This is a genomic window from Enterobacter sp. C6 (assembly GCF_008122455.1).
GTDB classification, from domain to species: domain Bacteria; phylum Pseudomonadota; class Gammaproteobacteria; order Enterobacterales; family Enterobacteriaceae; genus Enterobacter; species Enterobacter pseudoroggenkampii.
In genome coordinates, this window is record NZ_QPFW01000251.1 from 1 (window position 1) to 13818 (window position 13818).

10 protein-coding genes are annotated in these 13818 nt (G+C 53.6%); 6 read left to right on the top strand and 4 right to left on the bottom strand.

The genetic code is table 11. The features are described from left to right. From DOU50_RS23925 to DOU50_RS22230, 6 genes are all read left to right on the top strand, one after another. A partial coding sequence (locus tag DOU50_RS23925; RefSeq protein WP_228117544.1) for a hemagglutinin repeat-containing protein occupies positions 1-6876 on the top strand: 6876 nt, incomplete at its 5' end. Next, entirely contained in the window at positions 6866-7246 is a 381-nt protein-coding gene (locus DOU50_RS22210) for a DUF6911 family protein (RefSeq protein WP_227156939.1), read from the top strand. The genes DOU50_RS23925 and DOU50_RS22210, both read left to right, overlap by 11 nt. 198 nt (positions 7247-7444) lie before the next feature. Next, on the top strand, positions 7445-8128 hold the full coding sequence (locus DOU50_RS22215) for a hypothetical protein (protein ID WP_148770300.1): 684 nt from the start codon (positions 7445-7447) through the stop codon (positions 8126-8128). After that, the gene (locus DOU50_RS22220; protein WP_032654403.1) at positions 8125-8358 is read left to right on the top strand and encodes a hypothetical protein; all 234 of its coding nucleotides are present in this window, start codon (positions 8125-8127) and stop codon (positions 8356-8358) included. Before DOU50_RS22215 ends, DOU50_RS22220 begins: the two co-directional genes overlap by 4 nt. Before the next feature lie 346 nt (positions 8359-8704). Then, the gene (locus DOU50_RS22225) at positions 8705-9073 is read left to right on the top strand and encodes a hypothetical protein (RefSeq protein ID WP_148770302.1); all 369 of its coding nucleotides are present in this window, start codon (positions 8705-8707) and stop codon (positions 9071-9073) included. A 605-nt stretch (positions 9074-9678) separates the two neighbouring features. Continuing rightward, the gene (locus tag DOU50_RS22230) at positions 9679-10134 is read left to right on the top strand and encodes a hypothetical protein (RefSeq protein WP_008500120.1); all 456 of its coding nucleotides are present in this window, start codon (positions 9679-9681) and stop codon (positions 10132-10134) included. Between the two features lie 38 nt (positions 10135-10172). Here DOU50_RS22230 and DOU50_RS22235 read toward each other — a convergent pair whose 3' ends face one another. The 4 genes from DOU50_RS22235 to DOU50_RS22250 all read right to left on the bottom strand — a co-directional run bounded on the left by DOU50_RS22235 (position 10173) and on the right by DOU50_RS22250 (position 13704). Further along, positions 10173-11261 carry an AAA family ATPase gene (locus DOU50_RS22235; protein ID WP_100122868.1) on the bottom strand — a complete coding sequence of 363 codons (1089 nt, stop codon included), beginning with the start codon at positions 11259-11261 and terminating at the stop codon, positions 10173-10175. Positions 11262-11406: 145 nt separating this feature from the next. Next, positions 11407-12366, bottom strand: a complete 960-nt coding sequence (locus tag DOU50_RS22240; protein ID WP_048030819.1) for a YbgA family protein — start codon at positions 12364-12366, stop codon at positions 11407-11409. Positions 12367-12468: 102 nt separating this feature from the next. Further along, complete coding sequence (gene uraH, locus DOU50_RS22245; protein ID WP_008500117.1) at positions 12469-12879, bottom strand: hydroxyisourate hydrolase; 411 nt, start codon at positions 12877-12879, stop codon at positions 12469-12471. Between the two features lie 99 nt (positions 12880-12978). Beyond that, positions 12979-13704 (bottom strand): MerR family transcriptional regulator, encoded by a 726-nt coding sequence (locus DOU50_RS22250; RefSeq protein WP_008500116.1) that lies wholly within the window; start codon positions 13702-13704, stop codon positions 12979-12981. Between the last annotated feature and the right edge of the window lie 114 nt (positions 13705-13818).

Consider the following 13818-nt stretch of genomic DNA (forward strand, 5'->3'; position numbering starts at 1 on the left):
AGCCAGCAGTCTGGCGGCACCCTGCTGTCCGGCGGGGCGCTGAACGTCACGGCGGCCTCCGTCACCAGCGACGGCAAAATGCAGGGGGGCACGCTCGGTATCACCACCGGGGCGCTCACCAACAACGGACGTCTGCAGGGCGATAACGGCGCGACGCTGGCCCTCAGCGGGACGCTGACCAACAACAGCGGGGGCGAAATCGTCAGCCGCGATGCGCTGACGCTGACCACGCCCGCGCTGTTTAACTACGGCCTGATCCAGGGCGGCGGCGAGACGCGCGTGACCGCCTCCTCGCAGGCGCGTAACGACGGCAGAGTCCTCTCCGGCGCGCGCCTGACGCTCGGCACGCCGCAGTTCACCGGCACCGGCTGGCTGCAGGCCACCGACCTGATACTCAATGCGGCAAACGCCACCAACGGCGGCACGTGGGTGGCCGATCGCGCCACCCTGACCGGCACCAATTTCGCCAGCCAGGGCACCACCCAGGCGGGACAGCTGACGGTTAACTACGGCCAGCTGAACAACAGCGGCACGCTGCTCGGCAACACGCAGCTGAATATTGGCGCGGACCAGGTAACCCAGAGCGCGGGCGGCAAGCTGCTGAGCGGCGGCAGCCTGTGGCTGCAGAGCCGGGGGCTGGACCTTACCGGCCAGCTGGTGTCCCTGGGGGACTTAACGCTGCAGCTGACGAACGCGTTTACCAGCAGAACCGCCGTGGCGGCAGGCAGAACCCTCACCATCAACAGCGGCGGCGACATTGATAACCGCAGCGTGCTGCAGGGGCAGGCGGTCAACCTGAATGCGGGCGGGCAGCTCAGCAACAACGGACAAATCACCACCGGCGGCGGCGCGAGCACGCTCTCCGGCAGCAGCGTGGCGCTGAACGCCGCGGGCTCGGTGCAGGGCGGGGGCGACATCACCGTGGCCAGCCGGAGCAACATTACCGTCGACGGCTTCACCGGCACGCGCGGCTCGCTGACCCTGAGCGCGCCGGGCGCCATCGTCAACACCGCGCTGCTGTACGCGGCGAATAACCTGGCGCTGTTTGCCGACAGCATCACCAACCAGCGCGGCGACATCATGGCGGGAAACAACCTGTGGATGCAGCGGGATGCGGCAGGGAATGCGAACAGCCAGGTGGTGAATACGTCGGGGAATATTGAGACGCAGAATGGCGATATTACAATTAAAACTAATCGTTTTTTTAATCATTACGAAGTTTTTGATGTAAAAACAGAAAGCAGTAGTCCGACTAATTCAGGGGACTTAAATAAACAATTACCTTCCAATGCCCATTTTGGGGAGGACAGTAAAGGTCCTTACATTGAAGTTAAGATGCATATTGATCTTATACCCGATGAAGTTGTACTCAGTAACGGACCGGAAGAAAATGTAACTATACACACGCAAGGTACCGCAGGGAGACTTTCTGCAGGAAAAGATTTGAATATTTCCAGCAATGAGCTTATTAATCAGGCCAGTAATATGCTGGCAACTGGCAATATCAATATTTCCGGAAATCAGTTAAATAATCAAAGTTACCAGTCTGGTAAAAGCTCCAGTGAAATTGTTTACCAATTATCCACTATGTCAGGCTCCGATGGTGATTTCCCTACGGTTGTTTACAGGCCTAAGAGTTCTTCAGGTTCTGTTCCTGATGGCCCTGTTTACCGCGCTGTTATACAAGCCGGCGGTAACGTCACCGCAAACTTCACCAGTAACATCAGCAACACCAATACCACAGCGAACGCGGGCGGCGTTAGCAACGTTATCTCCACGCCGTCGCTGAACACCCTAAGCAACCAGAGCGTCGGCAGCGGCGTGCAAAAACAGGGGCTGAACGCTACCGGCACCGTGGCGGTGAACTCGCCGCAGTGGAACGATCAGCTCCAGGGTGCGCTGCAGCAGCTTAACGGCGGCGGCGCGCTGGAAAACGGCGGCGCGTCCGGCACGCCTCTCAGCAACATTGGCACCACGCAGAAAGGCAACGCGAACCTCGGCCAGCTGGGCGCACTGGCGAACGCCGGGGTCACCACCGCCGATCTCAGAACCGCTCAGGGCGGCGCCGTCGGGCATTACCAGGGCCAGCGCGTCGATACCAGCGCTTACCCGCTTCCGTCGGGCAACAACGGCTATTTTGTCTTCTCCGACAACCCGAAAAGCCCGTACCTGATCAGCATCAACCCGAAACTGAACGGTCTCGGACAGCTTGATCCCGCCCTGTTTGCCGACCTGAACGCAATGCTCGGGGTCAAACCGTCGTCCACGGCGCCGCAGGAGACGCGGCTGGCGTTTACCGACGAGAAGCAGTTCCTCGGCTCGTCTTACATGCTCGGCCGCCTCAACCTGAACCCGGATTACGACTACCGCTTCCTCGGCGATGCGGCGTTCGATACCCGCTATGTCTCCAACGTGGTGCTCAACCAGACCGGTAACCGCTACCTGAACGGCATCGGTTCCGATCTGGATCAAATGCGCTATCTGATGGATAACGCGGCGGCGGCGCAGCAGTCGCTGGGCCTGCAGTTTGGCGTCTCGCTGACCGCCGATCAGATTGCCGCGCTCGACCACAGCCTGCTGTGGTGGGAGAAAGCCACCGTCAACGGCGAAACCGTGATGGTACCGAAACTCTACCTGTCTCCGAAGGACGTCACCGTCTATAACGGCAGCGTAATCGCGGGCAACAACGTCACCCTGAAGGGCGGCGACATCACAAACAGCGGCAGCTCGCTGCTGGCGAAAAACAGCCTGACGCTCGATAGCCAGAACAGCATCAGCAACCTCAGCAATGGCCTGATGAAAGCGGGCGGCGACCTCAACCTGAGCGCCATCGGCGATATCAATAACATCAGCTCTACCATCAGCGGCAAAACGGTCGCGCTGGAGAGCATGGACGGCAGCATCAACAACCTGACCCAGGTTGAACAGATTGATATCAACGCCGGAGGGAAGTACGGCACGATCGGCCTGAAAGACACCCAGCTGGGCAACACGGCGTCCATTACCGCACAGGATAGCCTGTCGCTTGAGGCGTGGAAAAACATCACCGTTACCGGGGCAAACCTGACCTCCGGCGGCGATATGCTGCTGAACGCGGGCAACGATCTCAATATGAACGCGGTACAGATCAGCGAAAGCAGCCGTAAAGGGAAAAGCGAATCCCACAGCACCAGACTCGCTCGCACCACGATTTCCGCAGGCGATAACCTGGTGCTGAAGGCCGGGCAGGATATCAACGCGCAGGCCGCCGCGCTGGCGGCGGAGAAAAGCGTCGGGCTGCAGGCGGGTCGCGACGTGAATCTGGCTGCGGAAGAGACCACGCAGGGCGATAGCTATAAGTCAGGCAAGAAAACCGTCATCAACGAATCGGTACGCCAGCAGGGAACCGAGATCGCCAGCGGGGCGAATACCCAGATCCTCGCGGGGCGCGATGTCACCACCGAAGCCGCGCAGGTGACGGCGAAGGGCGATATCGGCGTGGCGGCGGGCCGCGACGTCACTCTCAATACCGCAACCGAAAGCGATTATCACTACAAAGAGCAGGCCAAAACCAAAAAAGGTTTCCTCAGCAAGAAAACCACCCACACCATCGAGGAGAACAGCGCGACGCGTGAATCCGGCTCATTGCTGAGCGGCGATAACGTGCAGGTCGTTGCGGGCAATAACCTGCTGGTGAACGGATCCGCCGTGGCGGGCGATGGCGACGTGAAGCTTAAGGCGGGCAACAACGTCGATATTGTGGCGGCCACGAACAGCGATACCTCCTGGCGCTTTAAGGAAGAGAAAAAATCCGGCCTGATGGGCTCGGGCGGGATTGGTTTCACCATCGGCAGCAGCAAAAGCACGCACGATCTCCGTGAGAAGGGCACCACCCAGAGTCAGAGCTTCAGTACGGTGGGCTCGACGGGGGGTAACGTCGCGATTTCTGCAGGAAACCAGGCCCACATCGGCGGCGCGGATCTTATCGCCGGGAAAGATTTAAGCCTCAGCGGCGACAGCGTCATCATCGAGCCGGGGCACGACAAGCGCACCCGGGATGAAACCTTCGAGCAGAAGAAAAGCGGACTCACCGTGGCGCTCTCCGGCACCGTCGGTAGCGCTATTAACAATGCCGTGAGCGCGGCGCAGGAGACCAAAGAGCAAAGTGATGGCCGTCTGAAAGCCCTTCAGGCCACCAAAACGGTGCTGTCCGGCGTGCAGGCCGGGCAGGCAGCGGATATGGCGGCAACCACCGGTGACCCGAACGCAATGGGTGTGAGCCTCTCGCTGACGACCCAGAAGTCGAAATCACAGCAGCATGCTGAGAGTGATGCGGTGGCAGGCAGCACGCTGAACGCAGGCAACAATCTTGCCATCACCGCGAACGGTAAAAACAAAGGCGCGAACAGCGGCGACATCGTGATTGCGGGCAGCCAGCTGAAAGCCGGGGGCGACACCACGCTGGATGCACAGAACGACATTCTGCTGTCCGGCGCGGCGAATACCCAAAAAACCAGCGGCAAGAACAGCAGCAGCGGTGGCGGCATTGGCGTGAGCATCGGTGCCGGCGGCAACGGTGCGGGTATCAGCGTGTTTGCCAACGTCAACGCCGCGCACGGCAAGGATAAAGGTAACGGTACCGACTGGACCGAAACCACCATCGACAGCGGCAAAAACGTCATCCTAAAAAGCGGGCACGACACCGTGCTTGATGGCGCTCAGGTTAACGGCAATAAAATCGTGGCAGATGTTGGTCACGACCTGCTGATGCGCAGCCAGCAGAACAACAGCGACTACGACAGCAAGCAGACCAGCGTTGCTGCGGGGGGCAGCTTCACCTTCGGCACCATGTCCGGTTCAGGCTATATCAACGCCAGCCAGGACAAGATGAAGAGCCGCTTTGATTCCGTGGCCGAACAAACCGGGCTGTATGCCGGGGACGGCGGCTTCGATATCACCGTGGGGCATCACACCCAGCTTGATGGCGCGGTTATCGCCTCTACCGCCACACCGGACAAAAACAGCGTCGATACCGGGACGCTGGGCTTCAGCGATATCCACAACGAAGCGGACTTTAAAACCTCGCACTCCGGTATCAGCCTGAGCGGCGGCGGCAGCTTCGGGGATAAATTCCAGGGCAACCTGCCGGGCGGCATGATCTCCGCTGCGGGTAATAAAGGCCATAAGGAGGGCACCACGCAGGCCGCTGTGGCGGAGGGCTCCCTCACCATCCGCGACAAGGCAAACCAGAAGCAGGACGTGGCCGATCTGAGCCGCGACACCGAACATGCCAACGACAGCATCAGCCCGATCTTCGACAAGGAGAAAGAGCAGAACCGCCTGAACGCAGTTGGAATGATCAGCGAAATTGGCAGCCAGGTGGCGGATATTGCCAGGACGCAGGGTGATCTTAACGGGCTGAAGGCGGCCCAGAAAGAAACCGGCGCAACACTCCCCGCAAATGCGACAGAAAAAGAGCGCCAGAACTATCTTGCGAAACTGCGTGATACCCAGGCATACAAAAACGTGATGGTGACCTACGGAACCGGCAGCGCCATGCAGCGCGGCATCCAGGCGGCCACAGCAGCGCTGCAGGGACTGGCGGGCGGCAATATTGCGGGTGCGCTGGCGGGGGCATCAGCGCCGGAGTTGGCGAACATCATCGGCCATCATGCAGGCATTGATGACGATACGGCGGCAAAAGCGATTGCCCATGCCATCCTCGGCGGCGTAACCGCAGCCCTTCAGGGCAACAGTGCCGCAGCGGGCGCTGTGGGAGCCGCATCCGGCGAACTGATTGCGACAGCTATCGCCAGACAGTTCTATCCGGACACAGACCCGTCGAAGCTGACGGAAGAGCAGAAGCAGACCGTGAGTACGCTGGCATCTGTTTCAGCGGGCATAGCTGGCGGGATTGCCGGGGGAAATACGGCTGGTGCGGCGACAGGGGCCAGTGCAGGGAAGAATGCGGTGGAGAATAACTATCTTAGCGTGTCTGAAAAGACAGAGCTTGAGATAGCAAAACAGACGCTTAAAAACAGTAAAGATCCGGCAGAGCGCGAAAAGGCGCAGCAGAAATATGATGCGTTGATTGAAAAAGATATTTCCAGCGATAAAGACGTTATTGATGCCTGCGGTAATGGTAATGCGGGTAGCTCAGCGTGTGCAGGTGCAAGACTAAAAGTCATTGCGACAAAAGAGGGATATGAAGATGGCCCTTATAACTCGAAATATAGCCAACAGTACGCTGATGCGTATGGGCAGATAGTCAATCTCCTTGATATCACTAGTGTTGATGCACAGAATCAGCAGCAGGTGAAAGATGCCATGATTAACTATTTCATGGTCACCAAAGGGGTTGATCGTCAGACCGCAGAAAGCTACACCGAAACGAAGCAGGGTCTGGAGATCATTGCGGCTTCGGTAACACCAATTTTGGGTTCTGCTGCGGCAAAACAATTAAGTAAAGTTGTTGATGCCAATCTAAAAGTCGTAGCCAGGGGAAATGTGGATGGAGTGAAGTTTTCTGACACCAACCAAGGTATAAGACCTTCACAGTTAGCTGATTTCAATAAACCGACGCTTATCAATGATGTTGTGCAGGCCAAGATAGACAAGCGGCCGGATAAAAACCTTCCCAATGGGAATATGGGAACAGCTCATGCAGAGGTAGGTGTAATTCAGCAAGCTTATGAAAAAGGAATGACTAACGGCAAAGATATGCTTATGTCGGTAAGTGGGGAGAAAGTTTGCTCATACTGTCTTAGCGATATAAAAATTATGGCTGAAAGATCAGGGCTTAAGTCGTTAACATTATTTGAAGAAACTACTGGTAGGACCTTATATTGGCAGTCAGGAACAAAGGGCTTCCGCGTAAAAGGAGCTAATGATGAATAGGTTGCTTGTTTCATGGTCGATATCACAAAAAGGTGGTACGAAGAAGCCTGATTGCTGGGAAGATATTGTTAACTTATTAGCCAAAGTTCGTTTATTTAGTGGTTGTGTAACCGTCGACAGATTAGACTGCGAAGGTTATTTAATCTCAGAAGTACAAGTAAGAATGGAAAAAGGTTTCTATCTGGTTACGTTTTTGAACGAAGATGATGAGGTTATGTCAATTACTGATTTAACACAACCAGATGAAAAAGTGTTAATTTTCGGAGATTACTGGCCAGCAAGTCAGCTTACAAAAAATTATGATCTTGTTGTCAGGATCTTTAGGGAGTTCTTCGATACTGGCAATGTATCAAAGGAACTTCTTAATTGAAATATAAATCCAAGATTTCGGCGTCCGTAGTGATGCTGTAGTTTGCTTATATGATGGTGGCGCGATAGACCTTGTGTCACGGCAGGGCGGTAGCGTCTGTGGCCCCAAAAACGCTTAACAGCGCAAAAATCCTGGACATAAAATACAACAGGGAAAAGTAGTTGTAACCAACTGAAAGAAAAAGGAAAAGTGGTTGCGGTGGCTGAGTTCGCACCGGAAAGAGTTGTTGTTGAGAATAACAACCTTGCCAGCGTTCTGGCAGCTGCAAATGCTGTAAAACCGGGAACGAAAGAAAAATGGCAGGCAGAGCAGCAGGCCGCGATTAAAGAAGCCGGCAGCGGAGGCACACCGGTATCCTGCCAGATGGCGATAGCGGCTATGGGAACAGTGTTGTACGGAGGCATTCTTCCTGAAGCAATAGTGATTTCTGGTGTAATCAGCGCCGGAGCTGTGTGTGGTGTTGATTATGCAATGAATGGTTCCGTTGATCCTAAAAACGTTATTGCTGCCTACTGGAGCGGTGCTTTAACCCGTTATACTGGATTTGAATCAACAGTTCTTATCAATACTGGTAGCAGCGCCATCGTAAGCTACCTGGATGGAAAAAATCCATTCCTTTACGGAACTATCGGTGGTTTGGGTGGAGCAATTGGTTATGGAGTAGGTAATAAATTAATAGAACAGATATTGGGTGAGGTTGTTAACCCCATGTGGAAATCTTTACAGTGGGAGGATATGGGATATGGTATATCTCAGCCTTATCGATTGAGTCCAGTGCCTGGGATTGTTGGAGCTGCAGGCGGCGGCGTTGCAGATGAAGTATTTAATGTGGTGGTAGACCCATCTACTCCTGCTAATAACAAGAATGGAGCAGCAAAATGAACGAAAAAAGATGGCTAATATCTTTTATTTTGATTTTGCTGACGCTGATCTTAACAATGGATATTATTGCTTTGCTAACTTATTTTTTTGCAAAAGCCTATCTCTATTTCATTCGTAATATCCCTGTTGAGATAAGTCTTTTTGAGTTAGTGAGGATTATTAAGGGCGCATCGTTGGGTGGGGTTATTGTTGGTGTAGGTTGCTGGTATATTTCTTTTAAAAAATATTAGTTGTTGCTGAGAGTAAGTTTTTAAGCTGAAATGAGGAAAAAACTTTCGATAAAGAAATGGCAGTCTGTCTTGAATCTGGCGAGGGATAGTCGCGGTATCCAGTGCTTATAATCGGCTAAAATTACATATTAATGTTAGCGCGAATCTTCTGAAGAACTCTGTCCGAGAAATATAATTGGAATATTTTCGGTGGGCTCTGCGCGGCGAGTCGATTATGATCCTGTAAAAGGTATCCATATGAATGATAGAGATCCTACAAAGGGGCAGGAAATGGTGTTAAGCAAGTAATACTATTTGAGGTAATGGAAAAACCATTAAGGCTTAAATAAATGAACAGGTAGATCTCATGAGTTTATTCGAAGAGTGTAAAGAAGCTCTTAGTGCTGATTTCACTATCATTGATAAAGAAGAAGAGCGAGTAACTACTATTCTGGAAGGGTATCCCTTTGTTAGCGGAAACATATCTTGGTCTGAAATAAGCTTTAGAGACTTTGAAACAAGTGATGAGTTACTCTGTCAATCCTGGCTAAAAAATGAAAATGTTTATGTCATTGCAGATGATGCAAATATACCTATATTCAGAACAAATTTGAGATTAGTGCTTGAAAATATTTATGATGTCGCGGCATTGTCACCAAAAATATTTATTTTTAATGAAAGTATGATTTTGCAACCACTATTTCCAACCGATGCACTTCGGCTCGGGACTAGATAGCGGTGTGGTACCGTAAACCAATTACCAGTAATAGCAGGCGAAGATTTTGCCAGGGGAAAACTGAAATGAAAAAAATACTTTTTTCATTTCTTCTTTTTTTACTTATCGGCTTCATCACCCTTTTAGCCGGATGTGTTTTAGTTTGGGTGTTTAACAGATTCCCTGCTTTACTGATAGAAGGACATTGGCCTTCTTATTCGATTGCTAATTTCCTTGACGACTTTAACTTTAGCCTTTTCAATGGGGTTATTTTTGGTACGCTCATGTTTTTTGTGAATTTATTCTTAAAAATGAAAAAATACAAATCATAGGATTTGGTTGTTGTTGAGAATCAGTTTTTGGGTGATAAGTACATCACAACCTTCACTGCAAAATACGTAAGTGAGAAGGCTGAGGCCGAGATATATCAGCTTCTGTCTTAACTGAAAAATCTGGACGCAGATGAGCAAAAACAATCGTTTAGTGGATGTTGGTTAGTATAAAATCGCGCCCTAAGCAGGATTGAAGAAAGTTTTTTACAGTGTTTGCTGAGCCATTTCTCTCCAAACTTAACGGCTCTAACAGTCCCGACCTCATATCCTGGCCCTTCAAAAAGGACTAATCAAATGATTTATCTGCTGTTAGGAATTGCGCTGTTCGCATTTTTCATCGGAACTGTCGTGTTTGTCCGTTTTAGTAAAGTGACGGGAAGAAGCGTTCAGTCACCTCTTACCACGATGTTTTTCTTTGATGCGCTTTTTTTTGGTCTGGGTAGTAAGCGAGACATGAACATCGCAGCATCTTCATTTATCGTCTTTCTAGTCAGTATCTGGGGATTAACTTATTTAAAATTAAGCACTCATTTTTGGGGAAGTCGCGAAAGTTATTTTGGTTTTGCGATCGCCGGAATTTTATTTCTGATTATGCATTGCCGCTATTGTGCAAAAAATGTCGTTATCAAAAATGATGGCCTGGCCCCCATGAGAGAGTTGATTAATATCCGGCGCTCCGGCCTTACCAGCCCCTTTATATGGTTAAGCAGGGCCGGGTATCTGGGGTTCTTTATTGGCATGCTTCACTGAAGCGAGATGCGAAAAAACAGCCTCCGTGCCCATTGAGACTACCCCAGCCTCTCCACCCGCGTCTCCCCCTCAACCATCGACAGCTGATACAGCGAAAACGATCGCTGCTTCTCAATCAACGTCGCCAGCTCCGGCGAGTGGCTGGTGAGCCAGATCTGCGAGTAGCGGCTGGCCTCGGCGATTAAGCTCGCCAGCGCGGGCAGCATCTGCGGGTGCAGGCTGTTTTCCGGTTCGTTCAACGCGATAAACGCAGGCGGACGCGGGCTTAACAGCGCCACCGCCAGGCACAGAAAGCGCAGGGTGCCGTCGGAGAACTCTGCCGGTTCCAGCGGCCTGCTCAATCCCTCGCGCTGCATCATCATGCGAAAACGTCCGCCGGTGTTGTCGCTGTAAAACACGCAGCCGGGGAAGGCCTGGTCAAGGATGCGCATCAGCAGCAGCTCGTCGCCAATCTCGACAATGGTCTGAAACGCCGCCGCCAGGTTAGCGCCGTCGCTGGCCAGCACCGGGGAGCGGAAACCGACCTGCGGGGCGCGCATCGCCGAGCCGATTGATACAGAAAACTCATGATAAAAGCGCCAGTTACGCAGGGACTCGCGCATCTGCGACACTTCCGGGTAAAGGTGCGGTTCGCCGAGCTGGCCGAATACCGATTCGTTCTCGTACAGCGTGCCGCTGTGGGTCACCTTCTCGTGATGCACGTTGTTCAGAAACACCGCCTGGTTCTTACGCTTCATCAGCTGTGACGAAGGTCGACGGTGCTGGCCGCTCAGCCAGATGGACTCCTCTTTGATCACCGGGTCGAGCTGAAACTGCGAGGGATAGGGCAGCTTCTCCACAAACCCGACCTGCAGCTCGTATTCGTAGCTCTCTGTTTCCACCGCGAGGTTCATCCGCCGCAGCTGGTCGCTACGGGTTTTGCCTGCCCAGAACACCTTCAGAATGCCGCCCTCGTTCGCCAGCGCCTGGGAAAACTGCCCCTGCGCGGCGCTGTGCATCAGGTGTATCGCCTTGTAGATATTTGATTTTCCGGTCCCGTTCGGCCCGAAGACGATATTGAGCTGCTCCAGCTCCAGCGACATCTCGCGGATGGAGCGGTAGTTTTGAATGTGCAGGGTGTGGATCACAGGCAGGCCCCTTTCGCAGAATAAGACTGTATATAATCACAGGCTTTTGGATGAAATGCAAAAAAGAGACGACAGTGAGGATGTCGTCTAAACGGGGTACTGCTTTGGGCCTCTACGGGTCAATGGGGCCTTCGCATTTTTATGATCACTTGACTGCCAGACGCAGACCCAAATCATCAGGATAGGGATCAAAGTAGTTTTGCGTCATCAGATACCGGTCGGGGTATTCGGCCAGGTAGTGCTTCAGCAGCGTGATCGGGGCGAGGATAGGCAACTGTCCGTTGCGATAGTGCAGGATCACGTCGCGCAGCTCGCCGCGCTGGCGGGTGTTCAGCTGGTTACGAAAATACCCCTGAATATGCATCAGCACGTTGGTGTGATTCTTCCGCGAAGCGGGTTTTTTCAGGATGGTCATCAGCTTTTCCCGGTACGCCACGAAGAAAGCGTCCAGATCTTCCCACTCGTGCAGCGAGGCAACGAACGGGCCGATTTCACGGTAACCCGCCTGATGGTGCGCCAGCAGCTGGAGTTTGTAACGGCTGTGGAAGTCCAGCAGCGCGCGGCGCGTGAGGCCATTTTTACGCAGCGTGTTGAGTTCGTGCAGGGCAAAAACACGTTCGACAAAGTTTTCCCGCAGCACCGGATCGTGCAGGCGTCCATCCTCTTCCACGGGCAGCCACGGCCAGGTTTCAAGGAGGGCGGCGGTGAACAGCCCGACCCCCTCCTTGCGGCCCCGGTTGCCGTTTTCATCATACAGCCGCACGCGTTCCATGCCGCAGCTTGGGGATTTAGCACAGACGATAAAACCAGCGAGATCGCCAATTTTCGGCAAAAAATCTGCCGTAAAGTCCGCCATTTTCTGCGTAACGTCTTCGTGAGGTGCATGGCTAAAACGCATCTGTGTTTCACCGTGTTCCGTCACGATCAGACGCAGCGCCGGGCGAGGGGTCGGCAGGCCGATGGCCATTTCCGGGCAGACGGGCCTGAAATTCACCCACTGGGCGAGCTCATCCATGACGAAGCCCATACGCTTGTGTCCGCCGTCAAAGCGAACGGCGGATCCGGTCAAACATCCGCTAATACCCAGCACTGGTTTTGTCGTCATGGTGTGGTCCTCCCGTTCATATAATTAAAACTTACACAACATGACTAATTTGTCCAAGTATTCGCGGAACTATTTTTTTTATTCCTTTAGAATCAATGCGTCTTAGCTGCCCTTATAGGTCGAGTAACCGTACTGGCTCAGCAGAAGCGGGATGTGCAGCTTCTCGTTGGTGCGGGTCACGGTAAACAGCACCGGGATCTCCGGGAAGAAGGAGTCCAGCTTTTTGCCGTGGAAGTACTCAGCGGTTTTGAAGGTCACTTTATACACGCCAGGCTGCATGTCCTGATCCTGCGGATAAAGCGATTTGATGCGTCCGTCATGGTCGGTTTTACCGCTGGCAATCGGGGTCCATTTGTCCTGCTGCTGCTTCTCCAGCGTAACGCTCACGTCTGATGGCGGCATCCCGGTTTGCTGGTCGAGAATGTGGACGCTCAGCGTACCGGCAGGGGCGCTAAAGGCGGCGGGGGCAAAGGCCATTGAGGCCAGGATCAGCAGAGGGGCAGTTTTTTTCATGGTGTTTTCCTGTGGAGTTATTCGTCACAGGAAAACGTTAGCATTTGCGGCGCGGGAAAATATTCAACTTTTCGTGAAGATTCCCGCAGGAGAAAATGATCAGAGGATAATCACTTCAAGCGATACCTGCTGCTGCCACTGCTCCACCTGCTTTTTCCGCCCGGCGGTGAGTTTACCGCTGGTGACCAGCAGCCATTTTCGCTCCGGGAAAATGTCCGGAGCCAGGGCGTCTGGCGGAACTGGCAGAATGTCGATGCGGTGGCCCTGCCCGGTGCGCGTTAGGGCTTCGAGCCAGATCTCGCACGGGTCGTTCAGGTGCCAGCCGCTAAGCAGAATATTATCGCCCGGCGCTTTTTTATCGCCTTCGAGGCAAAACGAGGTATAGGCGATGATGATGCCGTCGAGGATCGCGCGCAGGGTCATGGCGGCGGCCACGTTAGCCGAGACCTGGCGGCGCAGCGGGCGCAGCACGTTCGCGACCAGCTCCGGCCTTGGGTATTCGCGCCCGGCGTCGTAAATCATCTGGCGCAGGGACTCGACTTTGCCGTCCTGCAGGCGTTGCAGCATGTTCTGCTGCAGGGTTTGCCAGTTGTTGGTTCGGCCCGGCGTCGGGCGTTCCAGCAGCGGTTTGACCTGGCCGATCGGGACGCCTTTTTTTACCCAGTCGAGGATTTTGAGCGCCTGCTGGACGTCCTCATCGCTGTACTGGCGATGGCCGCCTTCCGTGCGCTGTGGCTTGAGTAAACCATAGCGACGCTGCCACGCCCGCAGGGTGGTGGCGGTGATGCCGCTGAGTCTGGCGAATTCGCCGATGGAGTAAGCCATGTCCGTGTCCAGAGTGGAGGAATACTCTCAATATACTACGAATTTTCCCGAACGGGATGAAGCGCCGAAACGGTGCACTACACTTAACATCCAACCGTGCAAATGAAAGGAATT

Bases quoted from the DNA above. Each gene is read 5' to 3' on its own strand.
- uraH (WP_008500117.1), bottom strand. From the start codon at position 12,879: ATGAAAAAAACTGCCCCTCTGCTGATCCTGGCCTCAATGGCCTTTGCC.
- DOU50_RS22230 (WP_008500120.1), top strand. From the start codon at position 9,679: ATGATTTATCTGCTGTTAGGAATTGCGCTGTTCGCATTTTTCATCGGA.
- DOU50_RS22220 (WP_032654403.1), top strand. From the start codon at position 8,125: ATGAACGAAAAAAGATGGCTAATATCTTTTATTTTGATTTTGCTGACG.
- DOU50_RS22225 (WP_148770302.1), top strand. From the start codon at position 8,705: ATGAGTTTATTCGAAGAGTGTAAAGAAGCTCTTAGTGCTGATTTCACT.
- DOU50_RS22250 (WP_008500116.1), bottom strand. From the start codon at position 13,704: ATGGCTTACTCCATCGGCGAATTCGCCAGACTCAGCGGCATCACCGCC.
- DOU50_RS22210 (WP_227156939.1), top strand. From the start codon at position 6,866: ATGATGAATAGGTTGCTTGTTTCATGGTCGATATCACAAAAAGGTGGT.
- DOU50_RS22240 (WP_048030819.1), bottom strand. From the start codon at position 12,366: ATGACGACAAAACCAGTGCTGGGTATTAGCGGATGTTTGACCGGATCC.